This window comes from uncultured Tessaracoccus sp., from assembly GCF_947255005.1.
Taxonomy (GTDB): Bacteria; Actinomycetota; Actinomycetes; order Propionibacteriales; family Propionibacteriaceae; genus Arachnia.
The window spans coordinates 1-22,088 of sequence record NZ_CAMYFI010000039.1 but is presented as its reverse complement, the minus strand read 5'-3'; the positions used below and the strand labels follow the sequence as shown (position 1 = coordinate 22,088).

The following is a 22,088-nucleotide window of genomic DNA, read 5'->3' as shown; positions in this document are numbered from 1 at the left end:
AGCCTCACCGGGTCAACACGGCTCAGAAGAACAACGAACCAGGCAACTCGGAATCCTCACGCACGCAAGGCCCACGCATCCTCGGCTCCGGGCTGCCGTAGCGGTAGCCAGTCATGGTCACAGCCGGTTACACGCAGGAGGGACTGGCTCAGATGTCGAGCTCGCGGCGATGGACCCAGTCGGGGATGGTGCGCTCGCGAGCGTATTGCTCGAACAACGGTGCAGCCTGCTCAGCAGTCCAGACCTCTTCTGGATACACCATGGACTGCCCCGTATCCCACACAACCCGCTCACTCTCACCACCCGTAAGCGGCTCTCGGCCCAGGACCCAGTGGGTATGACTGCCATCCTCGTGGGTAACACGAAGCTCGAGCGTCATACACTCGGCGGTGCCGGCGCACTGAAGATAATTATCAAGACACTCAGGATGCGCAAATTCCTCCGTAGACGGATAATGCCACAACACGTAAGTCGTAACCGCGCCGTGTTTCATTCGCTTGAATCCATGCAGGAAGCCAAAGTCCATATCAAGCCCTGCCTGATAGGACGTTGTGCCTTTGATGGTGGCTGCGGGGATCCATTCAACTGGCGCCATTGTTATCCCTTTCGTCGTCTAGTTGGACCTAACGTTTCGACCGCCAAACCGAGCTCCTGCAACAGCTCCAAGACGCGCGCATCTGAACGACGCGAACCGTAGGCGGTAGCCCAAAGAACGCCATAGCTCACACGAGATGGGCACCAGATTCGTCGACGACGAAGGCGAAAGCGGAATCCTTCGACGAAAGAGACGTCCCATCCCTAACATCAGGAGCAGCGGTACTCCAACGAGGCCCTGCTACGCGATCTGCTTGGCATACCGCTGGCGCGCCGCCTCACCTGACGTTCCAACGGTGGTTCCGATAGCCGCCCATGTCATACCCGCGTCTCGAGCGTGTTGAATTGCATCCACGAGGTGCCGCTCGGCTTTAGACCTTTCGAGGACCGCAGCACGAAGCGCCTGCATCACATCGACATCGATCTCATCAGCATCGTTAGGCTCGTATTCCTCGAACTTCGATGCGAGGTCGTCAGCATGGGCAAGGATCTCTTCGAGAGTATGTGGCATGGTCATCACCTCAGGAATTTCTCGCGGGCCCGCATCGCGTGGACGATGACGATGGCGGTAGTGCCCTGAATGTAGCCAACCTCAAGCATGGCGGCGGTTTGACTTGCGCCGATGAGCATCGTAAGCCCATCACCTAGATCCCGTGCTCGGATCGGGTTGCGGTAGGCATGGAGTATGTCGTCTTCAGTCTACTTATGCTTGAACGCCGACTGAGCGATGATCGGCCCGTCCATGCATCCAAGTTACCTTGCCCGCCAAGGGTTGTCTACACCCCACACCCGGCCAGCCCTACGGAAATTCGAGGTGATCGACGCGAACACTGGCCCGAGCTCACACGAGATGGGCGCCGGAATCGTCGACGACGAGCGCCTGCTCGTCGCGCAGCAGCACGAGTGGCCACCGCCTTCCGTACCTCTCAACGGTACGGGCAATCATCGAAATTGTGTACGGTCCCGTCGTTCCCTGCGCATGCGGCACCACCACGTACTCGGTCAGTTCGAGGCCGCGGTAGTCGCTGAGGTCTGGGGCCGTCGTCGGGTCATCCATGATGGTTGCCGGCTCAATCGTCGGGCCTGCAACGATTGCCCCCGCTGACGAGCCAGCGTACGGTAGCCCTTCCTTGACAAGGGCTTTGATCACGGCTTCCGCGCCGGTGGAGCGCAGCGCGAACAGCAGGTCGAAGGTGGATCCGCTGGCCACGTAGACGCTGTCGACGTGTTCGAGCGTTTCTCGAATAGCATCGACGGGCGTCGTCGCGACTGTCACGTCAACCACCTCGCTACACAGCTTCGACACTGCCTCTCGCTCTGCGCGGGCGAATGACGCATTCCGCAGGCGCGCCGCGGCGTCGTCGATGTACGCCACCTTGTGGCCGAGGAAATCACCGAGCTGAGCGTGCAGGAATGACGCGAGAAACAACTTCATGCTGCAAGCCTACCCAGCCGTCACTGCAACGACGGCGCTCACCGGCAGCGGTCCGCCGTAGAGATGAGGGTAGAGCTCGGAGTTCGGGTCCGACGGGTCGCCCGGCTCCATGCGTACGACGAGGCCCGCGTCGGCGAGGCGGTGCTCGTCGATATGTAGCAGGAGGACGTCTTCAACGTCGGAAAACACCAGGCTCCGCACCCTGCGCACCTGCTCGTCGTTCTTCGACGCGTGGATGAAACCCTGCTCCGCCAGCGTGACGCCGCGCGTGGACATCGCATAGCGGCCGGAGGCTCGGGCGTCGACCCAGTCCTCAGGGAGCGCAAGGTGAAACATCATGCTGTCAGCGTACGTCGCGCCGCGAACGTGAGCCCAGCGCCGCCTCGATGAGCGCCGCGAACAGCGGATGGGGTCGCGTCGGGCGTGACTTGAATTCGGGGTGAGCCTGCGTCGCCACGTAATACGGATGCACGTCCTTGGGGAGTTCCACGAACTCGACGAGTTCACCGTCGGGGGACGTTCCCGAGAAGACCAGGCCAGCCTCCTCGAGTTGCTGACGGTAAGCGTTGTTGACCTCATACCTGTGGCGGTGCCGCTCAGTGACGGCGGTGGTGCCGTACGCGTCGGCGACGATCGAGCCTTCAACAAGCGTTGCCTCGTACGAACCCAACCGCATGGTGCCGCCTAAGTCACCGTCACCGCCCACGACTGCACGCTGCTCGGCCATGGTGGCGATGACCGGGGCAGGCGTCTCAGGATCGAACTCGCTGGAGGAGGCACCGTCGATGCCAGCGAGGTTGCGGGCCGCTTCGATCACCATGCACTGCAGCCCCAAGCACAGACCGAGCGTCGGGATGCCGTGTTCGCGCGCATATCGAAGCGCGCCCAGTTTGCCTTCGACGCCGCGGATGCCGAATCCACCCGGCCCGCACATCGCGTCGACGTCACGCAGTTGCTCGTCGGCTCCCTCGAGCGTCTCGCAATCGTCGGAGGCAACCCAACGGATGTGCACTCCTGCATCATGGGCGAACCCGCCAGCGCGCAGCGCTTCGGTGACGGAGAGGTACGCGTCGGGGAGGTCGATGTACTTGCCAACCAGCGCGACGGTGAGTTCCCGGCTCGGCTGTTCCACGCGACGCAGCAGGTCGCCCCAGACACTCCAATCGACATCACGGAAATGCAGGTTGAGGCAACGCACGAGGTACGCGTCGAGACCTTCCTGGTGCAGGACGCGCGGAATCTCATAGATGCTCGACGCGTCGGCGCACGAGATCACGGCCTCCTCGTCGACGTCGCACATGAGGGCAATTTTCCGCTTCAATCCGACGGGCACCTCACGCTCGGCGCGACAGACGATGGCATCGGGCTGAATGCCGACCTGCCGCAGCGCGGCGACGGAATGCTGCGTGGGTTTGGTCTTCATCTCCCCCGACGGCTTGATGTAGGGCACGAGAGAGACGTGCAGGAAGAACGTGTTGGCCCGGCCGACGCTCTGACGCACCTGGCGGGCCGCTTCGAGGAATGGCAGCGACTCGATATCACCGACGGTGCCGCCCAGCTCGTGGATGACGACATCGACGTCGCCGGTGTCCATGGCGAGCATCCGCGCGCTGATCTCGTCGGTGATATGTGGGATGACCTGCACGGTGTCGCCGAGGTAGTCGCCACGACGCTCTTTCGCGATGACGGTGGAGTAGACCTTGCCGGTGGTGACATTCGCGTCGGCGGTGAGGTTGACGTCGAGGAAGCGCTCGTAGTGGCCGATGTCGAGGTCGGTCTCTGTGCCGTCCTCGGTGACGAACACCTCGCCGTGCTGGAAGGGGTTCATGGTGCCGGGGTCCACGTTGAGGTAGGGATCCAGCTTTTGCATGGTCACGCGGAGCCCGCGTGCGACGAGGAGATTGCCGAGGCTGGAGGCCGTGAGGCCCTTACCGAGGGAGGAGACGACGCCTCCCGTAACAAAGACGTGTTTGGCTCTACTCACGGACCTCCAGCATAAGGGGATGCGACCGCCGTCAGTCCAACCTGTCCAAATGAGCTCTGAGCGACGGTCTGTTCGGGTATGCACTTCGGATTTCTTCGATCAACGTCGGGCCTGCAGTGGCATCCCCCGATTCCCTATAGAGGCGATCGATGTGTTTGAGTTGCCGAGCAACCGACGCATATTTCGCGCTGTCCGCCACTCGCAGCGATTCCCACACGATGCGAGTCAACAATTCGGCTGCGTCCCGAGGACGTCCGTGGCTCTCGAACAGTTCGACAAGCCGCTCTCGCGAGCCCACATGCAGGTCCCCATCGTCGGCCAACTCTCGCGCGTTATCCCAGTCTTCGTCCTCGATGGCCAACTCAAGCAGCACCGACCTCGTCGTCCATGGCGTCGCCTCGGCAAGCGCGCCCGTACGAGCCCACGCGCGCGCCTGCTCAGGATCCGAGGCGTGTTCGACGAGGCAACGGTAGGCCTGGACAGAAACCTCGCGCAGGAATACGCGACGTGCTACGTCCTCGACCTCGTCCTCACGCCCATCCTCGACGAGCGCCGTCACTGCCACCTGCAACGGAATATCGCGACCCATGTACGGACCAGAGCGCGCAACCGTAGTAATTCGTCCCGCGTCGATCGCCAGTTGCAGCGTCTGCATCGCGACCCTCTCGCGGTCATACTCTCGCAGCATGGTGAACAGCTCCCAGTACCGGCCCTGGTCGCGCAACAATCGAGCTGCCTGATCGGTGTCTCCGGAAAGTTGCGCCGCCTGGAGTTGTAGTTCGAGGAGGTGAAAATCGGCCGGCTCCTCGGACGCAGTCAACACTTTCTCGAGTTGATTCCTCAGCGTTCGGAGTCCTTCGTCGCCGAGTGCGGGGGCGAACCATTGCAGCTCAAAGTTTGGCCATCCTGGGCTCGCTTGTTCGAACTTCACTAGCCACTTCGCCAGCCGGTTCGGGGCTGATGTTCCCTCGCTGCACGCACGCGCGTACAACCTCATAGCCAGATCACCGGCTGTCCCCAGCGAGCCAGAAGAACTGTCCGAACGCAGAATGATCGCACGGATGCGTTCCGTGGCTTTTTTGAACGACGGTGCCACCACGTCCGCTAAACCCGCGTCGAGGTACTCCTCCAACGACTCCAAGTAGTCGATGAACCGCTCACCAAGCCTGTGGCCTTCCCAGTAACCAGATGATCCACGGGTTCGGAAAAAGCTCGTAGTTTCCGACAGCAAGTGGTCGCGCAGTGCTTCGCCTCCACTTTGGATCGCTCGATCCATGGTGGCGCGTCGCCCCACCATCTCCCACACGCCGGGAAAAGTATCCATGGCCTGACGCAGTAGCCCCAGCAGCGATGCCTCGTCCTGGCGCGACAGAAACTCAGCAATGATCGAAGCAGTGTCGCCGTCCTCATCAGTCGACGCGTCCTCACCGTCGCTGAGCACCCATAGTCCCAGTGCTGCTTGATGCTTGCAGATGCCATCCAGCGCAGCTGGGCAGGTGCAGAACCCGTTCAGACGCCCACCTCGCCAAGTCAAACTGACCTGGTATGGCGATGTGCCGTGGGCTACCGCCGTCGCTTCAGATTCGCTGACGTCGATAGCCGACAATCTGCCGACATAGTCCTCGGCACGCTCAAGCACTACTGGCCTGACGGCGTCGGCAAGCATGTCCTCCGAGAGTTCGACCATGTGAAGACCCTACTCGAGTACTCACTGAGTGTCTGAGGTCCCACACGTCGATCGATGGGCGCACGGGTGGAGCCACACGTCGCAGCGATAAGGAATGCTGGAACCCACCTCTTCGCGTGGGTTCCAGCATTCTTTATGTCTTCAGCGCGATACGTCATCACGCGATCATCTCCATGGGCTCGAACGCCGGCGCTGGATCCGACCGAAGCCTGCCGTAGGTGTGCACGTCGACGCGCACTCCGTCGATGAGGAACTTCTCCCGCTCGGTGCCCTCCCGCACGAACCCTGCGCGCCTTGCCACTACCCCAGACGCTGGGTTGTTGACTCGATGCCCGAGCTCCAGACGCTTCAGCCCTCGCGTAGTCAATGCCCAATGCGCGACGGTGGCGGCCGCCGCGGAGGTCCATCCGCGTCCGCGCGCTTCGCTCGTCATCCAGTACCAGAACCAGCCGCTGCGATGCTCGTCGTCGACGCTCACACACACCAAACCCACCAACGCGTCATCAACGACGACAGCCCACGGTTCGTGCGACGAGTTCGACGCGGTCAGACGGTTCACGTAGCGTTCGGCCTCGTCCAGCGTCGACACATCGCCTTGTCGAGCCATGTCCGGGTTGGATTGGAACGCGGCAAGCACCGCAGAAGCATCTTCGCGACGGAGCCGTCGCAACGTTGGCTTGTTGGCGTTCATGCGACGAGAGGGCTCATGGATCGAACTCTCCGACCTGTGTTCATAAGACCCAATCCCTCAATGAAATCCTCCATGGCGCCGTTTCCCGCAGCAACAATGCTATCCGCGAAGAGCTGATAACTGCCTCGACGGGCAACCCGGCGGTTGCTATCGTCGACGGGTGATCAACGCCACGCTTCGAGAACTTGTGCAGACCGCCACCGACATCGCGGTTCGATGCAATGACGATCAGGACCACACTGTCGGCGCCGCGCTACTCACCCGCTCAGGCGAGATTGTCACCGGCGTCAACGCATTCCACTTCCTCGGTGGCCCGTGCGCCGAGGTCTCCGCATTGGCCAACCACGCGTCGGCTCATCCCGACGAGCCTGTCGTGGCCGTTGTCGCGGCGTACGGCCCTACTGGCCAAGTCATTTCTCCTTGCGGCAAATGCCGTCAGGTGTTGTTCGACGAGGACCCGTCGATCCAGTGCGTCATCCGTAGCCACAATGGACTCGAGGCCGTGAGCGTCGACGCCCTTCTGCCTCACGCGTTCGACTGGCGCTCCGCTGAGCTCCCACAGAAGATCTACATGTGGGAGGGTTATGAGCCTGCCATCCGCAGCGGCTCCAAGCGCCAAACCATCCGCGTCGACGACCCTTTCCGCCCAGGCCCGGCACAACTCGTCTTCGAAAAAGAGTCCGACGAAGTCGTCACCCTCGACGCGAACGTCACCGCCGTACGCACCGTCTCTCGCGCCGACCTCACCGACGAGCACGCGCAGCGCGACGGGTTCCCGTCACTGGCGGAGCTACAGGCTGCCCTCGATATGCATTACCCAGGCCTCACAGCGACGGACCCCGTCGACGTTGTCACATTCGAACTGTGCGAAGGTGACTAGCGTCAACACGTGGGGGCACCCTAAATCTGGCTACGGCAACGCCAGGAAATCGCGCAACCACCCGTCGACCTCACGCATCGTGCGCGCATCTACCACCCCTGCGACGTCAAGCAGACGTTCTCGTGTCACCGTGCGGGACTGCTCAGTCATGGCATAGGTGGCGACGGGAAGGGCCAAGTGTTCACCGACAAGCTTCACATGGTTCGGCCACCCACGATCACGCGTCGTACACGGAACGATGATCGCGAGGGTATCGGCCTGCGCGAGGTAGAGATCACTGGCCACCACCAGCACGGGGCGCCGGCCGGACTGCTCTCGTCCGCGGACGGGATCGAGCTCAGCCCACGCCACCATGCCCCGTCGAAGTTCAGTCGTCATCGGACAGGGCGCCAGTCCCGAGATCCCATGCAGCGAACTCATCCCAGTACTCGGCGTCAGCAGCACGAAACGCGCGGCCGAACGCCTCCATACGACGCCGACGCTCATACGCATCTAGCAAATTCTCAATCAGCCCCGCAGCCGGAAGCCCGCGCTCCCGCGCTTCATGATTGATGCGGTCCCGCAACTGAGCGGGCACCTTAATCGTCGTCATTGCCATGCAGCAAGTATACGGATTGGTAGCCACTTTTGACTACAGCTGTGCAGCTCGGCCGCCTGGGTTCGACGCGTGCCTGCCAATGCACTGATGCTCGCTGGCACGCGCACTGACGGACATGTGATCGGTAGGCCCACGCTGTACGCCAAGCTTTGCAAGAATCAGTTCAAATCCAACAGCCGTGGGGGGTGAGGCAGTGCGTTCAACCGCAGGCGGGGCCCGCGATCCCGCGCTGGGGTCACGGCTCCCCTACTCCCGCCGGCAGCACGACGTCGCCGGCTCTGGCCTCGATCATCTCACCCAGCATCTGTTGCTCGCCGAGCCTGAACGCAAGATCGAACACGACGGCCACCGCGTGCTCGCTGTACTGCAGCGCGAGGTCCTGGGTGATAGCAGCGAGTTTGGAGAGCGCCCGCAAGACGGCGTCGGGGAGGGAGACCCGTTCCATGACCCGCCCGCAGGATTATGCACGAACTCCCCCTGAAGCACGGTGTCCGCTGCTGCGTGCTAACGGTGGCCAGGTTGCCGGACCGCCACAACGGGAAGATCGAGCGCCACCAGCGGCTACTCGCAGACGAGTGCCTCTACGCCCGCGCCTACGCCTCCCAGAACGAACGGAGGAACGCGATCAGCGTTTGGAACCACCACTACAACTACCATCCACCCCACACCACCCGCAGCGATCACCCCCCAGCCTCACGCCTCCGCCCCGCGTCAACAACGTCATGGCCTCATACACCTAGATCGCCGGGCCACACCTGTTCGTAGACCGTTGGGAGCACTGCCGCGTAGGGTGTTTCACGTGCAGGGCGATGGCCGCCTTCGGTGCAAGTGCGAGGAGTGAACATGAGCTGGGACGGCGTGGACTTCGTCGGATTCGATACTGAGACGAGCGGGCCTGACCCGTCGTCGGCTGAAATCGTGACGGCATGCGTCGCGGCTCGGGAGTGGCTCCTGCGCCCCACCGCGCCCATCCCGCCAAGTGCCGTCGCCATTCACGGCATCACCACCGAACGGGCCACGGACGCCGGCATCGATCACGCCGCCGGCGTCGCCCAGATCCGCGACGCGCTGTACGACGCGTGGGCGGCAGGCGCCGTGTTGTGTGCCTTCAACGCCACCTACGATTTCACGCTGCTGGCGAGGGAGTGCGAGCGGTACGGGCTCGGCCAGCTGGAGGTCTGTGGCCCCATCCTTGATCCGTACGTCATTGACAAGGCCGTCGACCGCTTCCGACGGGGCAAGCGCCAGCTGGTCGACGTCGCAGCGCACTATGGGGTACCGCTCTCCGACGACGACGCGCACGGTGCCCGGGCCGATGCGGATGCGGCGGCAGAGCTAGCGCGCAAACTCGCCAGCAACCTGCAGTCGCCATCGAAGGCCAACGCGCAGCAGGCGAAGTGGTACCGCGATCAGCGGGAGTCGTTCGCGAAGTGGCTGGCCAGCAAAGGCAACAAGGCGGAGGCCGACGAGGTACTGCGGCGCCTCGAGTGGCCCGTGCAGCACTGACGCCCGCAGGCAGCCACTCATTTTCCCAGTGGAGCATGCGCGGATGAGCACTGAGCGTTGTTCCATGACCTGCTGAATATACTTCAGCGAGGTCTGGAACGTTCGTACGAGAGGAGCTGTCTTGTCCACGCTTGAGGTGATCAGCGAGCGCAAGCTGTATGCGGCGCTGCGTGACAACGACGTCTCCACACTGTCGCACATGCTGTCCCACTGCTCCACAGAACAGGCCGAGTCGTTCATGTCGCGCCTCAACAAGGAGCAACGAGCGCTGCTGTACCGTTCCCTCCCGAAGGACACAGCCGCCCAGGTATTCGACCTGCTCGACCCCGTCGTGCAAGCCGAACTGCTGCGAGGGCTCCGTGCGCCGGAGGTGACGTCGGTATTCGTCGATATGGATCCCGACGACCGCGCCGAGCTTCTCGACGAACTGCCCGCATCCGTCGCTGCCCGCCTTGTCGCCAGCCTGCCCGCGGATGAGCGCGAACTCACCGGCATCGTGCTGGGCTACCCGGATGGCTCCATCGGGCGTCGTATGAGCCCCGAGCTCATCACGCTGAGGCCCGCCATGACAGTGGCGGCTGCGATGGACCAGGTGAAAGCCCATCTGGACGATGCGGAATCGATCTACACGCTGCCTGTCGTAGAGCCCGACCGCACACTCGCCGGCGTCCTCAGCCTGAGGGACCTCATGCGTGCGTCAGCCGACACCCAGCTCGGCACGATCATGCAGAACGCAGACTTCGCGGTAGCCACCGAGCCTGCCGAGAAGGCGGCCCGGCGCTGTGCCGACCGCAAACGTCTGGCATTGCCGGTGGTGGATCACGAGCAGCGCCTGGTCGGGCTGCTCACCGTGGATGACGCGCTTCAGGTGCTTGAAGAGGCCGACTCGGAGGACCAGGCGCGCATGTCAGGTTCAGAACCGCTGCGTCGGCCCTACCTGGCCACACCCGTGCTGGAGATTGTGCAGTCCCGCGTCGTGTGGCTGCTGGTGCTTGCGATCGGTGCGACGCTCACGGTGCAGGTGCTGGAGAGTTTCGAGGCGACGTTGTCCCAGATGGTCGTGCTCTCGGTATTCATCCCGCTGCTGATCGGCACCGGCGGCAACACCGGCAACCAGGCCGCCACGACGGTAACCCGCGCCCTGGCGTTGGGTGACGTCGAACCCCGTGATGTGCTGAAGGTGCTCTTTCGAGAGGTGCGCGTCGGCGCACTGCTGGGGCTGCTGTTGGGGATACTGGGCCTCATCCTGACCGGCCTCATCTACGGGTGGGATATCGGTGGCGTCATCGGACTCACGCTGCTGAGCATCTGCACGCTGGCCGCCACCGTCGGCGGAGGCATGCCACTGATCGCGAAGAAGCTCGGCATCGACCCGGCCGTGTTCGCCAACCCCTTCATCACCACCCTCGTGGACGCGTCGGGGCTCGTGATCTACTTCCTGATCGCGAAGTCGCTGCTCGGGTTGTAGTCCGCGCGTTCGCGGTGCCCGGCTGGAGCCCTCGACGAGCCCCAACCGGACACCTTTTCCACGCTGCTTGCTTCCCTAGGAGCCCGCCCTGGTGTTGACCTCGTAGGAGGTGTTCGTCGCCTCAAAGAAGTTGACGAGCTGCAGGGTGTCGTTGGCCGTCGCCATCCACTTCGCCGGGTTCGCCACGCCAAACTCCGCCTCGAAGCCGAGTTCCTCCAACCGCCGGTCGGTGAGATATTTGACGTAGTCGTTCACGATATCCGCATTCACACCGACGATGCCGGTGGGCAGCAGGTCGCGGTTGTAGGTTTCCTCCATCGCCACCGCGTCGACGATCATCTTCCGGATTTCAGCGGCAAACTCTTCGGTGGCCACCTCCGGATTTTCCTCGAGCACCGTGAGGATCAGGTTGATGCCGAATTGCAGGTGGAGCGATTCGTCGCGCACGATCCAGTCGATCAGGGAGCCGAAGTTGCGCAGCAGGTTCCGCTGCCGGAATGACAGCGCCACCATGAAGCCGGAGTAGAACCAGATTCCCTCGAGGATGATGTTGTACGCGACGAGGTTACGCACGAAGTCCTGTTTACCTTCGACGGTGGAGATGTCGAGCGTGTCGGAGGTCATTCGGGTGATGTACTTCACTTCGAACGCTTCCTTCGCCGCCATGCTCGGCACCTCGACGTGCGAGGAATACGCCTTGTCACGGTCGATCGGGAACGTCTCGAGGACGTACTCGAACGCCATGCAATGGTTTGCCTCCTCCCACATCTGCTTCGCGAGGTAGAGGTGACACTCGGCCGCGCCCACGTACGGATAGACGCCGAACGCGAGGGCCTTGTTGACGAGCAGCTCGTTGGGGTTGAAATAGCTCATCAGGTAGGTGAGCGCGTGCCGCTCGTCGTCGGTCATGCGGTGGAAGTCGGCGAGGTCCTCGTCGAGCTGGATTTCGTTGGGGAACCAAGTGTTGGCCACGGCCTGCTCGTACAGGTCGTACGCCCATTGGTAGGTGACGGGCTTCAGCAGCAGTCCTTCTTGAATGCCGGTGCCGAGGATGGAAGTCATGAAATTGCCTTTCTGGTTGCTCACTGGCAGGAGTCGCACTGGAGGGCTTCCTGCGGGTCCACGTCGATCGTGATGCCGCCGATCACCTGCAGGTTCGCCGCCCGCGTCCCGACGACGCCCCTCACCTCCGCGGGGGTAGGGCTGGGCGTCGTGGGTCGGCGGGCACCGAAGCCGCGCTTGTTCGTCGCGGCGGCCTTGTTCACCTTCACGGTGGACTGCTCGGCGGTGTGGCGCGGCAGCATGTGCAGGTAGTAGGTGGTCTTGACGCCCATGCGCCAGGCGAGCTGGTAGAGATCCACCATCGTCTGGACGTTGCGGTCGGCGAGGTAGATGTTGCGGCTGATGGCCTGGTCGATCCACTTCTGAGCCCGGGCAGCGACGTGGAGGTACGCCGTCGGATCGAGCTGGAAGCTCGTCTTGTATACCTCGGTCATCCACGACGGGATGCCCTCCACCTTCGCGAGGTCTCCCTGATGGCGCAGCAGCTCGTCGCGCACGTCCTCCCAGATGCCTGCCGCCTTGAGGTCGTGCACGAGGTTGCGGTTGACCTCGAGGAATTTCCCCGACGACGTCGCGCGGCTGAAAATGTGGCTGAACTGGGGGTCGAGCCCTGGCGTGGTGCCAGCGACGAGCCCGATGGACGCGGTGGGAGCCACGGCCATGAGCGTGGCGTTGCGGATGCCGCCGGCCACGCGTCGACGCAGCAGATCCCAGTCGAGCCGCGACGAGCGATCCACCTCGACGGCCTCCCCCCGCTCGGCGGCGAGCCGGTCGAGCGTGTCGAACGGCACGAGCCCCTTCGACCAGCCGGAGCCTGCGAAGTTGGGATATGCCCCGCGCTCGCGGGCGAGGTCGCAGGACGCGTCGATGGCATGCCAGGAGATGAACTCGACGATTTCGTCGATGAGTTCCCAAGCCGCGGGCGAATCGTAGGCAATGCGGAGGCGCTCGCAGATGTCGGTGAACCCCATGAGCCCGAGGCCGACAGCACGGTTGGCGAGGTTGGCGTGTTCCGCCTCCGGCACAGCGGATGCGGTGATATCGACGAGGTTGTCGAGCTGGCGCACAGCGGTGCGGACGGTGCGCGCGAGGCGATCCCAGTCGAAGCGGGCCTCGACGCCGACCCCATCGAGGTGCCGGGAGAGGTTCACGGAGGCGAGGTTGCAGACGGCGGTGTTGTCGCGGTCTTGCGGCAGGCAGATCTCGGTGCAGAGATTGGAGAGGTGGATCGTGCCCGTGTTGTCGTTGAGTGCGCGGGTGTTGATTGTGTCTTTGAATGTGATCCACGGATGCGACGTTGACTGCAGCGCGACGAGGATCGCTTTCCACTGCTCACGCGCCTTCAATTTGCGGTGTATCCGCAGCTCGCCGGCCTCAGCCATCTCGACGTATTGGGCGTACCGCTCGGAGAACGCGCGTCCAGTGAGCTCGACGAGGTCGGACGTCTCGAGCGGATCGAACAGATACCAGTCATCGTCACGGGCCACGCGCTGCATGAACTCGTCGGAGATCCACACCGCGGTGTCGGCAGTGCGGGTGCGGCGGTACGGGTCGCCGGAGTTCTGACGCAGGTCGAGGAACTGCGCGAAGTCAGCGTGCCAATTCTCCATGTAGAAGCACAGTGCGCCGAACTTCTTGCCGCCGCGCGAGATTGCGCGCAGCGTCGAGTCGACGGTGTGCATGAACGGGATCGGCCCCGTCGACGTCGTGTTGTTGGAGCGGATCGGCGAGCCCTCCGAACGCAGCTTGGTCACGGACAAACCGATGCCGCCGGTGCCCTTCGTGATCCACATGACGTCGCGGATCGACTTCGCGATGTGCTCGATGTCGTCCTCCATCTGCATGACGAAGCAGTTGGAGAGCTGTGCGGCAGGGGTGCCGGCACCGACGAGCGTCGACCCGGCCGCCAGGTACTCCAGCCGGCTCATCGCTTCGTAGAGTTCGAGCGCCACCGCCGTCGGGTCTTGCTCACCCAGGGAGAGGCCCATAGCCACACGCATCCAGAAGAACTGCGGCACCTCGATCACGCGACGCTGCCCGTCGGTGAGCAGGTAGCGGTTGCGCATCGTCTGGACGCCGATGAAGCGCAGCAGGTCGTCGCGCGACGGGGTCAGCGCCCGCGCGAGCGTCTCGAGGTCGAACAGCTCACCCATGCGGGTGTCGAGATGGCCGTCGCGGATCCCGCGCTCGACGTAGCCGGGAAAGTGATCAACGTGCAGCAGCCGGATCGTGTCGGGCGAGCCGTCGCCGAAGAGGTCGGAGGTGTCACCGAAGACCTGCTTGTAGAGCTGCTTGACGAGCAGGCGGGCGGCGATCTGGTCGTAGACCGGATCGTCCTTGACGTTGCCCAGCGTCACCTGCACGACGGCCTCATCGAGCTGCTCGGTGGTGATGCCGTCGAACAGCGTGATCTCGACGTCGGACTGGAGTTGCAGCGCTCGGGCGGTCTCATCGTCGAGGCCGCGGGCGGCGTCGGCGATCGAGGCGGCCACTTCGGCGCCATCGTAGGGTGCAAGGCTGCCGTCACGTTTGGTGACGCGGATGGTGTTGTGCATTCGTCTTCCCTCGGACTTCGTCGGATGGCCCGACGACGAGGGTGCGGCAATCTGCGGGCGCACAGGCAGCGCCCGTCGACCGAGCGCGATCCCTCGTGCGCTGCGAACCGGACCCCACGGCGTGGGGCCACACGAGGCAGGTCTTCGGGCTCACGAGCCGCCTACTGGCCGTCGCTTCCCAGGACGTTCGTCCCAGTGCTGTGTGACGGCGGTCGTTCTCGTACACCGCTGCGGGGCAGCTCCGGTTTCTCACCGGATTCCCTTTTCATCTCCTCACGGAGAACCACATGCGTGTAACACAATATGTGGGATAGGGTCAGGCGTCAACCCTCAAGATGTAGTGGATTTTCAGTGCACCTTGCAGCACGTGTCGTTCTGGCTGCCGGCAGTCATTATCCCCTTCAGCGCACCCAACGTTGGCTGCTGACACGGGGGGGCGACTCGGCCGACGAGCGTCACTCAAACGGATTGAGGAGTCGCAGGCCGTCGATGTGATCGAAGCCCTTGGTGTCGCGCGTGGCGAGCAGCGCATCGCGGTGCTCCGCATGCGGCGTGTGGATGGACATGATCGCGAACATGGTCAATGGCCAACCCGCCGGCGACCACGGGCGCCGGGCCCGACGACTACTCACCCGTCTCGCCGTCGATGGACTCGCGCAGCAGGTCGGCGTGGCCATTGTGGCGGGCGTACTCCTCGATCATGTGGACCAGCACCCAGCGCAGGCTCACGTGCGCTCGCCCGCCCCAGGCGGGGTGGGTGGCGGAGAGCGCGACGTCGTCGGGCTGGGTCAGCTCCTTCTCAACGACGGCCCGCGACCTCGCCACGGCGTCGCCCCACGCGCCCCGCAACCGCTCCCCCGGCCACCGCGTCGCCGCGGTCCACTCCCAGTCGGGGTCGCCGACTGCCTCGGACGGCCAGCAATCCGGGAACGGCCCCTCCGCGACGACCATCGAGAACCAGAAGTCCTCGACGGTCGCAAGGTGCGCGAGCATCCCGGCGAGGGTCATCGTCGTGGGGTGCAAGCCTTGGCGGAGCTGCTCGTCGGTCAGGCCGCGGGTCTTCCACTCGAGCGTCGCGCGCTGGTAGTCGAGGAAGCCGAGGAGCGTCTCGGTCTCCCCTGCATCCATGCGCGGCTCGGGGCGTCCGACGGCGTCGATGTGCGGTTCAGTCATAGGCATTTGATAGCACAAGTTAAACTCGTCGCACGCCGTCCGCCGGAAGGAACGCCCATGTCACAGGTCGATTTCGTGAATGTCTCGACGACGGGCCTCGAGTCCTCGCCGGTGGCGGAGGCCCTCGCCGGGCTGCGAGCCAACGAGGCCCGCTACTTCCACAACAAGTACTCGCACGACTTCACCGTCGTCCCCGCCGACGAGGCCCCCGCGGCCCTCGCGTGGGTCGAGGAGATCCTGCGATCCGAGCGTGGGATCGAGTTCGCGTCGCGGCCCCTCGAGGTGGCCGTCAGCGATGTCGAAGGCATCCACTGGGTCCACGTGTTCTACGCGTCCGGCCTCGCCGTGAACGTGCTCTACACCGTCGCGGACAAGGGCAAGCGCGCCGTCGGATTCAAGTTGTCGGAGGGCTTGGAGGTGCCCGACGAGCTGTCGGCCTTCAAGTTTGCACGGCAGAAGTCGAAGCTCGCGGGGACGATCCGGGGCTCGTTCTTCGTCATCAAGGGCGATCACCCTTGGGAAGGCGACGCCGCCGGAGCGCACCGTCGAGCTTGCGCAGCTGACGAGCGGCCGAGGGACTGAGCTCAATGCGATAGCTCATTCGATGCCCAGGTCGGCTTTGACCTCGTCCCAGGGAATGGTGCCTTCGGCTTCGACCTCGGCGCGTGCCGCCAGCGTTGCCTCGATGTCCGCGAGATTCTCCGCCGCTTCGATCAGCTTCGCCCGTCGCGTTGCACGTTCCGCAATCACAGTTGGATCAGCCAACCACGCAACCAACCGCGACATTGGCAACGCTGGCGAGACCCCCCAAGGCAGCATTCCACAACCGACAATGATCGGCGCAGATGTTCCGCGCACGCACGAAGGTGCGCGCTTATGACAATCCACGACGGGGAGCTCTGGTACGCCATATATCAGTAGGTGCGCTCTAATGCAGATGGGTGAACTAGTGCACCATCCGTCTGTTCGGGTTTAGCGAGCAGCTGGCGGGAACAGCCATGGCGGAGTGCCACCACAAATTCTCGATGCTTCTGCTGGTCCCGGAAGTGGGAAAGCACCAAGTACTCGAGGAGCCATCCCCTGTCCTCTCATAGAAAATCCCCCAAATGCGCATCCTTGGAGAGACGTGGGGGATCTAGTGGCTCCAAATTACCACGCGCCGCGAGGTAGACACAAGCATGCGCTAAGAGTCGGTCTGTTGTGTCATTTCGCTTCCTGCTTGCAAGTTTCACAGCATCTCCAGCACCAAGATCTTCGAACTTCATCAATTGGACCTCGACATAACCCTTCGGAGGTCGATACTGTGGTCGAGCGTCACCGGCAGTGTGGCCGTCGCAGAATTTCGCCTTGTGTATCCTCTGGGTGTCGTTCATCCCTTGAAGGAGCAAGCAAATACTGTGACCCACCCACGCGCCGCCTCAAAGGTAGGCTTCCGAGCCCGCGCCCTGCGTTTCGTACCGCGCCGCTCAGACTGGTCCCGCGCGACGGTTGGGCGCGACCTCTCCGCGGGGCTCATGGTTGCTCTCGTCGCGCTCCCCCTCGCGCTCGGCTTCGGCGTCGCGTCCGGCGTCGGCGCGGCAGCCGGAATCACGACGGCCATCGTCGCGGGCATCCTGGCGGCAGTCTTCGGCGGCAGCAATGTCCAGGTGAGTGGTCCGACGGGCGCGATGACCGTCGTGCTCATCCCCATCGTGGCCGCCCACGGCGCCGACGGGGTGCTCGTCGTCGGCATATTGGCTGGCCTCATGCTGCTCGTGCTCGCGGTCACCGGTGCTGGGCGGGCGATGAAATACATGCCGCTACCGGTCGTCGAAGGGTTCACGGCGGGCATCGCAGTGATCATTGCGCTGCAGCAGCTGCCTGCAGCGCTGGGCGTCGATGTGGACGGCGAGAAGGTCCTCGGGCTCGCGTGGGGCGCAATCACAGCTTGGCTAGGGGCTCCGTCATGGCAGGCACCCGTCATGACTCTCTTGGTGGCAGCAGGGATCGTGGTCGCTGCGCGCGTTCGCAGTGGGTTCCCCGCGGCGCTGGTGTTGGTAGCTGCCGCGACTGCCATCAACATGCTGGCAGGTGGCGGGCTCAAGACCATCGGCTACATCCCGTCGACGCTGCCCGCCCCACGCTGGCCGCAGATCCCGTGGGCGCACCTTGACTCGCTGCTGCTGGCGGCGGTCGCCGTCGCCGCTCTCGGCGCGTTGGAGTCGTTGCTGTCGGCCACGGTCGCCGACGCGATGACCGTCGGGGACCGGCACGATCCTGACCGCGAGCTCTTCGGGCAGGGCATCGCCAACGTCGTCGCACCCCTGTTCGGTGGGATTCCCGCGACGGCCGCCATCGCCCGGACTGCCGTCAATGTGCGGGCCGGCGCAGGCTCACGTCTGGCAGCGGTGTTCCATTCGCTGCTCCTGCTCGTCGCCGTGCTCGTCGCGGCCCGGTGGGTGGGCGAGATCCCTCTCGCCGCGCTCGCCGGTGTGCTCATCGCCACTGCGGTCCAGATGATCCACCCGCGCAACATCACCTCGGTGATGCGCGCCACCAAGGGCGACGGGGCCACCCTGCTCATCACGGCCGCCGCCACCGTCGTGTTCGACCTCGTCGTCGCCGTGCTCATCGGCCTTGTCGTGGCGGGCTTCTTCGCACTGCGTGACACCGCTCGCACCGCGGTGTTCGAGGCCACCCCACTGGACAAGGGAGACCACCGCGACGAGGAACGCGAACTCCTCGACGAACACATCGCGGCCTTCCGCGTCGAAGGCCCCCTCTTCTTTGGGGCCGCGCACGATTTCCTCCTCGAGCTCGCCGAGGTGTCGTGGGTCAAGGTCGTCGTGCTGCGCATGCGCTACGTCACGACGATCGACGCCACCGGCGCCCAGATGCTCGCCGACACGATCGGGCGCCTCGAACGCGGAGGCACCCGGGTCTTGCTCTCCGCCACCAAGCCCGAGCACGTTCCGGTGTTGCGCGAACTCGGCGTCTTCGAGCAACTCGCGCACGAGAATCACGCTTTCGACAACACCCTCGACGCCATCGCCCACGCCCGGTTGCACGTCGCGCGCATCCAGCACGAAGAATCCGACGGCGCGCCCGCGGCGTCTCGGGGCGATCAGCACGGTGAATAGCTGCCCGAGGATCGACGCCGCGTAGGCGTCGCGGGCATCACCCTGCCCCGCGGTCGGCGACGGAGGGTCGTCGCGTCCTCCAGAGATCTCGAAGGCGTCAGCACGTAAGAGACGAGATTCGTGTCGAGAAGATCACGAGGGAACCACTGCGCGAGCACGATCTGAGTGTCCAGGCGCCCCTAGTTCCTCGACCCCCGCCAAACGACCAACTCCCATGCAACGGCGCCAGCCCGATGTGCGAGCGCGTCGCTGACGGAGTTTAAATCTCTCGAACCTTGGCATCCGTGGAGCGCTCATCTCCCTTCGTCTGAGCAGCGATGCGACGCGGAACCGTTGGTGAAGAAGTCAGACCCAACACCAAGGATCGTTCCATCTCCGAAACCGTTGAACGTCGTGAGGCACGATGCAGCATCAGTGAGCTTCACGACGTTCATGTCACTGTTCAAGTAGGTCTACCAGCCAGTCAGCAAGCTGCCGGTCAGGTACACAGGCGATGTTGCCGCGCAAGCGGAAGAACCACCGGTCCGCGCGCATCATCTAGATCCACGCGGCACTTGATGCGGTAGGTGTCCTCCACATTCTCTGCGGTGATCACCTCGGCTGGCGGCCCCTCGGCGACGAGCCTCCCCTGCTTCAGCATGAGCACGTGGTCGGCATAGGCGGCTGTCTGAGGAAGGTCGTGCAGAACGGCCACGACCGTACGGCCTTCGTCGACCAGGTCTGAGCACAGATCGAGCAACAGGTACTGGGCAGAGAGATCCAGGAAGGTGGTGGGCTCATCCAGCAAAATGACCGGGGTGTCCTGGGCAAGTACCATCGCCAACCAGACACGTTGACGCTGACCACCGGAGAGTTCGGTGACCTGCCGACCGACGAGGTCTGTGACCCCAGCGCGCTCCATCGCCCGGTCGATGATCTCAGCATCGCCGGGGGCACTGCTACTGAGGAACGAGTGGTATGGGTGGCGGCCACGCGCCACGAGCTCCTCCACGCGCAGACCCCGTGGGGTCACAGTGGTTTGCGGCAGAAGACTGCAGGTACGCGCCAGCTGTCGACGGCCCATGCGCGCAACGTCCTGGCCAAGCATTGCGACACTACCCTCGTCGGCTGGTCGCACATAAGCCACAGCGCGTAACAAGGTCGACTTGCCGCATCCATTCGGGCCGGTGATGACGCTGAAGCTGCCCTTGGGCACACTGGCACTGACGCGTTCAACGGCAGTGAGGCCACCGAAGCGAATGGTGAGATCGTTCATCTCGATCGCTGAGCTGGTCATAAGAAGCCCCTCCGAAGTTGTGAGATGAGAACAGCGCCGAGGAACAGACCACCGATCAAGGCCGTTAGTATGCCCACAGGAAGCCCGTCCAAGAACGCCAGACGCTGGACGGCAAGGTCCGCCAAACACACCGTCGTCGCGCCAGCCAAGGCCGCAGACCCCATCGCTGGAAGCCCGGTCAACCCGCGAGCCAGATGAGGTGCGGTGAGCGCCACGAAAGCGAGTGGACCTGCAGCTGCCACAGCACCCACTGTCAGCAGGATTCCCACCGACAACGCGATGGTGCGCGTCCGGTCCGGGCGCGACCCTAGCCCGTGGGCAATCTCGTCGCCGAGGCCGATGAGGTCGAGGTCGACACGAAGCCCCATCGCCACCAGACTCAGCGGGACAAGCACAGACCAGACGGTGAGTGCATCACCCCAGGTACGTGCGGTCAGCGACCCCGTGAGCGCAGCAGCAAGAGCCATGGCCTCGGACTGGCGCGAGAAAACCAGAACGAACTGCGTCGTCGCGGTGGCGGCCGCTGCGACACCGATCCCCGCGACGATCACCGCGCCAGGATTGCGGAACCCTGTGGTTGTGACCCACGGGATGATGACGCCCGCTGCGAGGGCTCCCCCCAAGGCGCCGAGACCCGTCGGTAAGCCGAATGCACTCGCCAGCGCCGTCCCGGCCCCGGCAGCCGTCGTAATCCCGATGACATCGGGGGTGACGAGTGGATTCGCTGTGGCTCGCTGAAATAAGGCTCCGGCCAGACCAAGCGCCGCTCCTGCCCCCACCGCCACCGCAAGGCGCGGTCCACGCAGAACCGTCAGAGCGAGGCTGCCTCGACCAGTGACCAGCTCAACCAAAGCTTGCGGTTGGCTCGCAAGGGGAATCCCGAGCCTGCCAATGGCCAGCGTCCAAGCGCACGAGGTCAACAGAGCCACTACCAGGAGCATCACTGCAACGAGATGCCTAATACGACTGCGGTGGGCGAGGCGGGCAGCAAGCTCATGATTCACACTGAGAGAGATGGAAGAAGCGCTCACAGCACACCTCGTGACCGTCGGACCACCGCCAGCAGCAGAGGTGCGCCCAGGAGTCCGGTGACCACTCCGACAGGCACCTCAGCAGGGCGCAAGACCAGGCGCCCCAGCACGTCGGCCAATAACAAGAGCGCAGGCCCGAGTACGCAACACATTCCAATGAGAGCGCGCGTCGAGCCACTGGTAAACCGTCTTGCCAGATGCGGCGCAGCCAAACCGATGAAAGCAATCGGGCCAGTGAGCGCTGTGGCGGCCGCAGTCAGCAGAGCCGCCGCGGTGAGAGTGAGGGCACGCACGAGTGCGGGATGGTGCCCCAGTCCGGCGGCTACCTCGTCGCCGAGGGCCACGGCATCCAGGCCGCGTCCTAAAGCAAACAGTCCCGTGCCTGCGACGGCGAGAACGGCCACGGGCCAACCGAGGGAGCCACCTGCCGCCAGCGATCCTGCAGACCAGAAGCGCAACGCGTCGAAGGCTGCCTGATGGCGCAGACTCACGGCCTGGGAGTAGGCGACGGCGACGGCTGTTATCACGGCTCCGGCGAGCACCAGTCTGGTGGCATCGGGGCCTCGTCCGAAACTGCCCAGCGCCATCACTGCAACCGTGGCCACCACCGCTCCAGTGAAGGCTCCGCCGATGAGCTGGAGACCAGCCAGTCCGGGGACCGACGACACCGTGACGACCCCAGCTGCTGCGCCACTTGTCAGACCCAGAACTCCCGGATCCCCGAGGGGGTTGCGAGTAACTGTCTGGATTGCGGCCCCGGAACTGGCCAGTGCGGCACCGGTCACCAACCCGCACACAGTGCGCGGGACACGTGCTGCCAGTACCTCCCGCACGTAGGGGTCGCCGCCCCCTTGGAGGGCGTCCACCAGGGCCGGAAGTCCGATGGCTTTACTACCTAGGGCAAGACTGAGCAGGCACGTAGCACCGAGCACCACCGCTGCGAGAACGGCGATGACCAGGGAATATCGACGAGCATGCAAGGGTTATTTCGTGACCTTCGCGACGGCCTGATCGATGAGGTCGGTGAGA

At 64.0% G+C, this 22,088-nt stretch carries 21 protein-coding genes, 2 pseudogenes and 1 riboswitch; of the genes and pseudogenes, 6 read left to right on the top strand and 17 right to left on the bottom strand.

Going from position 1 to position 22,088, the window contains the following annotated elements; all coding sequences use genetic code 11:
* Positions 1-148: 148 nt before the first annotated feature.
* The 7 genes from Q0X61_RS08935 to Q0X61_RS08905 form a co-directional block, all read right to left on the bottom strand.
* Positions 149-595 carry a hypothetical protein gene (locus tag Q0X61_RS08935; protein WP_297742185.1) on the bottom strand — a complete coding sequence of 149 codons (447 nt, stop codon included), beginning with the start codon at positions 593-595 and terminating at the stop codon, positions 149-151.
* A gap of 240 nt (positions 596-835) precedes the next feature.
* Entirely contained in the window at positions 836-1,111 is a 276-nt protein-coding gene (locus Q0X61_RS08930) for a hypothetical protein (protein ID WP_297742188.1), read from the bottom strand.
* Positions 1,112-1,435: 324 nt separating this feature from the next.
* Positions 1,436-2,029 carry a Type 1 glutamine amidotransferase-like domain-containing protein gene (locus tag Q0X61_RS08925; RefSeq protein WP_297742184.1) on the bottom strand — a complete coding sequence of 198 codons (594 nt, stop codon included), beginning with the start codon at positions 2,027-2,029 and terminating at the stop codon, positions 1,436-1,438.
* 9 nt (positions 2,030-2,038) lie between these two features.
* A complete protein-coding gene (locus Q0X61_RS08920; protein ID WP_367270729.1) occupies positions 2,039-2,368 on the bottom strand; it encodes a DUF952 domain-containing protein in 330 nt (109 codons plus the stop codon).
* Positions 2,369-2,372: 4 nt separating this feature from the next.
* Entirely contained in the window at positions 2,373-4,013 is a 1,641-nt protein-coding gene (locus Q0X61_RS08915) for a CTP synthase (RefSeq protein ID WP_297742183.1), read from the bottom strand.
* A 31-nt stretch (positions 4,014-4,044) separates the two neighbouring features.
* The gene (locus tag Q0X61_RS08910; RefSeq protein WP_297742182.1) at positions 4,045-5,700 is read right to left on the bottom strand and encodes an SWIM zinc finger domain-containing protein; all 1,656 of its coding nucleotides are present in this window, start codon (positions 5,698-5,700) and stop codon (positions 4,045-4,047) included.
* Positions 5,701-5,857: 157 nt separating this feature from the next.
* Entirely contained in the window at positions 5,858-6,391 is a 534-nt protein-coding gene (locus tag Q0X61_RS08905; RefSeq protein ID WP_297742181.1) for a GNAT family N-acetyltransferase, read from the bottom strand.
* 160 nt (positions 6,392-6,551) lie between these two features.
* On the opposite strand from Q0X61_RS08905, the gene Q0X61_RS08900 reads away from it, so the two are divergent.
* Positions 6,552-7,271 (top strand): ASCH domain-containing protein, encoded by a 720-nt coding sequence (locus Q0X61_RS08900; protein WP_297742180.1) that lies wholly within the window; start codon positions 6,552-6,554, stop codon positions 7,269-7,271.
* A 30-nt stretch (positions 7,272-7,301) separates the two neighbouring features.
* On the opposite strand, the gene Q0X61_RS08895 is transcribed toward Q0X61_RS08900, so the two are convergent.
* The 3 genes from Q0X61_RS08895 to Q0X61_RS08885 all read right to left on the bottom strand — a co-directional run bounded on the left by Q0X61_RS08895 (position 7,302) and on the right by Q0X61_RS08885 (position 8,314).
* Complete coding sequence (locus tag Q0X61_RS08895; RefSeq protein WP_297742179.1) at positions 7,302-7,649, bottom strand: type II toxin-antitoxin system PemK/MazF family toxin; 348 nt, start codon at positions 7,647-7,649, stop codon at positions 7,302-7,304.
* Positions 7,639-7,869: a hypothetical protein gene (locus Q0X61_RS08890; RefSeq protein ID WP_297742178.1), complete on the bottom strand. Its 231-nt coding sequence runs from the start codon at positions 7,867-7,869 to the stop codon at positions 7,639-7,641. The genes Q0X61_RS08895 and Q0X61_RS08890 overlap by 11 nt, the downstream gene beginning before the upstream one ends.
* 235 nt (positions 7,870-8,104) lie before the next feature.
* Positions 8,105-8,314, bottom strand: coding sequence for a hypothetical protein (locus tag Q0X61_RS08885; RefSeq protein WP_297742177.1), 210 nt, complete (start codon positions 8,312-8,314; stop codon positions 8,105-8,107).
* A 77-nt stretch (positions 8,315-8,391) separates the two neighbouring features.
* Here Q0X61_RS08885 and Q0X61_RS08880 point away from each other — a divergent pair.
* The 3 genes and pseudogenes from Q0X61_RS08880 to mgtE all read left to right on the top strand — a co-directional run.
* Positions 8,392-8,609, top strand: a pseudogene (locus Q0X61_RS08880) (integrase core domain-containing protein); the annotation flags it as partial.
* Between the two features lie 103 nt (positions 8,610-8,712).
* The gene (locus Q0X61_RS08875; protein WP_297742176.1) at positions 8,713-9,375 is read left to right on the top strand and encodes an exonuclease domain-containing protein; all 663 of its coding nucleotides are present in this window, start codon (positions 8,713-8,715) and stop codon (positions 9,373-9,375) included.
* 121 nt (positions 9,376-9,496) lie between these two features.
* A complete protein-coding gene (mgtE, locus tag Q0X61_RS08870; RefSeq protein ID WP_297742175.1) occupies positions 9,497-10,843 on the top strand; it encodes a magnesium transporter in 1,347 nt (448 codons plus the stop codon).
* 75 nt (positions 10,844-10,918) lie between these two features.
* Here mgtE and Q0X61_RS08865 read toward each other — a convergent pair whose 3' ends face one another.
* The 3 genes from Q0X61_RS08865 to Q0X61_RS08855 form a co-directional block, all read right to left on the bottom strand.
* Entirely contained in the window at positions 10,919-11,905 is a 987-nt protein-coding gene (locus Q0X61_RS08865; RefSeq protein ID WP_297742174.1) for a ribonucleotide-diphosphate reductase subunit beta, read from the bottom strand.
* A gap of 20 nt (positions 11,906-11,925) precedes the next feature.
* The gene (locus Q0X61_RS08860) at positions 11,926-14,460 is read right to left on the bottom strand and encodes a ribonucleoside-diphosphate reductase subunit alpha (RefSeq protein WP_297742173.1); all 2,535 of its coding nucleotides are present in this window, start codon (positions 14,458-14,460) and stop codon (positions 11,926-11,928) included.
* Between the two features lie 117 nt (positions 14,461-14,577).
* Positions 14,578-14,763: riboswitch (cobalamin riboswitch) on the bottom strand.
* A gap of 321 nt (positions 14,764-15,084) precedes the next feature.
* A complete protein-coding gene (locus tag Q0X61_RS08855) occupies positions 15,085-15,633 on the bottom strand; it encodes a DinB family protein (protein ID WP_297742172.1) in 549 nt (182 codons plus the stop codon).
* 57 nt (positions 15,634-15,690) lie between these two features.
* Here Q0X61_RS08855 and Q0X61_RS08850 point away from each other — a divergent pair.
* Positions 15,691-16,152: pseudogene (locus Q0X61_RS08850) on the top strand (phage tail protein); the annotation flags it as partial.
* A gap of 78 nt (positions 16,153-16,230) precedes the next feature.
* Here Q0X61_RS08850 and Q0X61_RS08845 read toward each other — a convergent pair.
* Positions 16,231-16,398 (bottom strand): hypothetical protein, encoded by a 168-nt coding sequence (locus tag Q0X61_RS08845; protein ID WP_297742171.1) that lies wholly within the window; start codon positions 16,396-16,398, stop codon positions 16,231-16,233.
* A 632-nt stretch (positions 16,399-17,030) separates the two neighbouring features.
* On the opposite strand from Q0X61_RS08845, the gene Q0X61_RS08840 reads away from it, so the two are divergent.
* Positions 17,031-18,752 carry a SulP family inorganic anion transporter gene (locus Q0X61_RS08840; RefSeq protein WP_297742170.1) on the top strand — a complete coding sequence of 574 codons (1,722 nt, stop codon included), beginning with the start codon at positions 17,031-17,033 and terminating at the stop codon, positions 18,750-18,752.
* Positions 18,753-19,230: 478 nt separating this feature from the next.
* On the opposite strand, the gene Q0X61_RS08835 is transcribed toward Q0X61_RS08840, so the two are convergent.
* The 3 genes from Q0X61_RS08835 to Q0X61_RS08825 form a co-directional block, all read right to left on the bottom strand.
* On the bottom strand, positions 19,231-20,028 hold the full coding sequence (locus tag Q0X61_RS08835; protein WP_297742169.1) for an ABC transporter ATP-binding protein: 798 nt from the start codon (positions 20,026-20,028) through the stop codon (positions 19,231-19,233).
* Entirely contained in the window at positions 20,025-20,969 is a 945-nt protein-coding gene (locus Q0X61_RS08830) for an iron chelate uptake ABC transporter family permease subunit (RefSeq protein WP_297742168.1), read from the bottom strand. Before Q0X61_RS08830 ends, Q0X61_RS08835 begins: the two co-directional genes overlap by 4 nt.
* A gap of 86 nt (positions 20,970-21,055) precedes the next feature.
* Entirely contained in the window at positions 21,056-21,991 is a 936-nt protein-coding gene (locus Q0X61_RS08825; RefSeq protein WP_297742186.1) for an iron ABC transporter permease, read from the bottom strand.
* Positions 21,992-22,088 lie beyond the last annotated feature (97 nt).

Bases quoted from the DNA above. Each gene is read 5' to 3' on its own strand.
- Q0X61_RS08935 (WP_297742185.1), bottom strand. From the start codon at position 595: ATGGCGCCAGTTGAATGGATCCCCGCAGCCACCATCAAAGGCACAACG.
- Q0X61_RS08930 (WP_297742188.1), bottom strand. From the start codon at position 1,111: ATGACCATGCCACATACTCTCGAAGAGATCCTTGCCCATGCTGACGAC.
- Q0X61_RS08925 (WP_297742184.1), bottom strand. From the start codon at position 2,029: ATGAAGTTGTTTCTCGCGTCATTCCTGCACGCTCAGCTCGGTGATTTC.
- Q0X61_RS08920 (WP_367270729.1), bottom strand. From the start codon at position 2,368: ATGATGTTTCACCTTGCGCTCCCTGAGGACTGGGTCGACGCCCGAGCC.
- Q0X61_RS08910 (WP_297742182.1), bottom strand. From the start codon at position 5,700: ATGGTCGAACTCTCGGAGGACATGCTTGCCGACGCCGTCAGGCCAGTA.
- Q0X61_RS08905 (WP_297742181.1), bottom strand. From the start codon at position 6,391: ATGAACGCCAACAAGCCAACGTTGCGACGGCTCCGTCGCGAAGATGCT.
- Q0X61_RS08895 (WP_297742179.1), bottom strand. From the start codon at position 7,649: ATGACGACTGAACTTCGACGGGGCATGGTGGCGTGGGCTGAGCTCGAT.
- Q0X61_RS08890 (WP_297742178.1), bottom strand. From the start codon at position 7,869: ATGGCAATGACGACGATTAAGGTGCCCGCTCAGTTGCGGGACCGCATC.
- Q0X61_RS08885 (WP_297742177.1), bottom strand. From the start codon at position 8,314: ATGGAACGGGTCTCCCTCCCCGACGCCGTCTTGCGGGCGCTCTCCAAA.
- Q0X61_RS08875 (WP_297742176.1), top strand. From the start codon at position 8,713: ATGAGCTGGGACGGCGTGGACTTCGTCGGATTCGATACTGAGACGAGC.
- Q0X61_RS08865 (WP_297742174.1), bottom strand. From the start codon at position 11,905: ATGACTTCCATCCTCGGCACCGGCATTCAAGAAGGACTGCTGCTGAAG.
- Q0X61_RS08860 (WP_297742173.1), bottom strand. From the start codon at position 14,460: ATGCACAACACCATCCGCGTCACCAAACGTGACGGCAGCCTTGCACCC.
- Q0X61_RS08855 (WP_297742172.1), bottom strand. From the start codon at position 15,633: ATGACTGAACCGCACATCGACGCCGTCGGACGCCCCGAGCCGCGCATG.
- Q0X61_RS08835 (WP_297742169.1), bottom strand. From the start codon at position 20,028: ATGACCAGCTCAGCGATCGAGATGAACGATCTCACCATTCGCTTCGGT.
- Q0X61_RS08830 (WP_297742168.1), bottom strand. From the start codon at position 20,969: ATGCTCCTGGTAGTGGCTCTGTTGACCTCGTGCGCTTGGACGCTGGCC.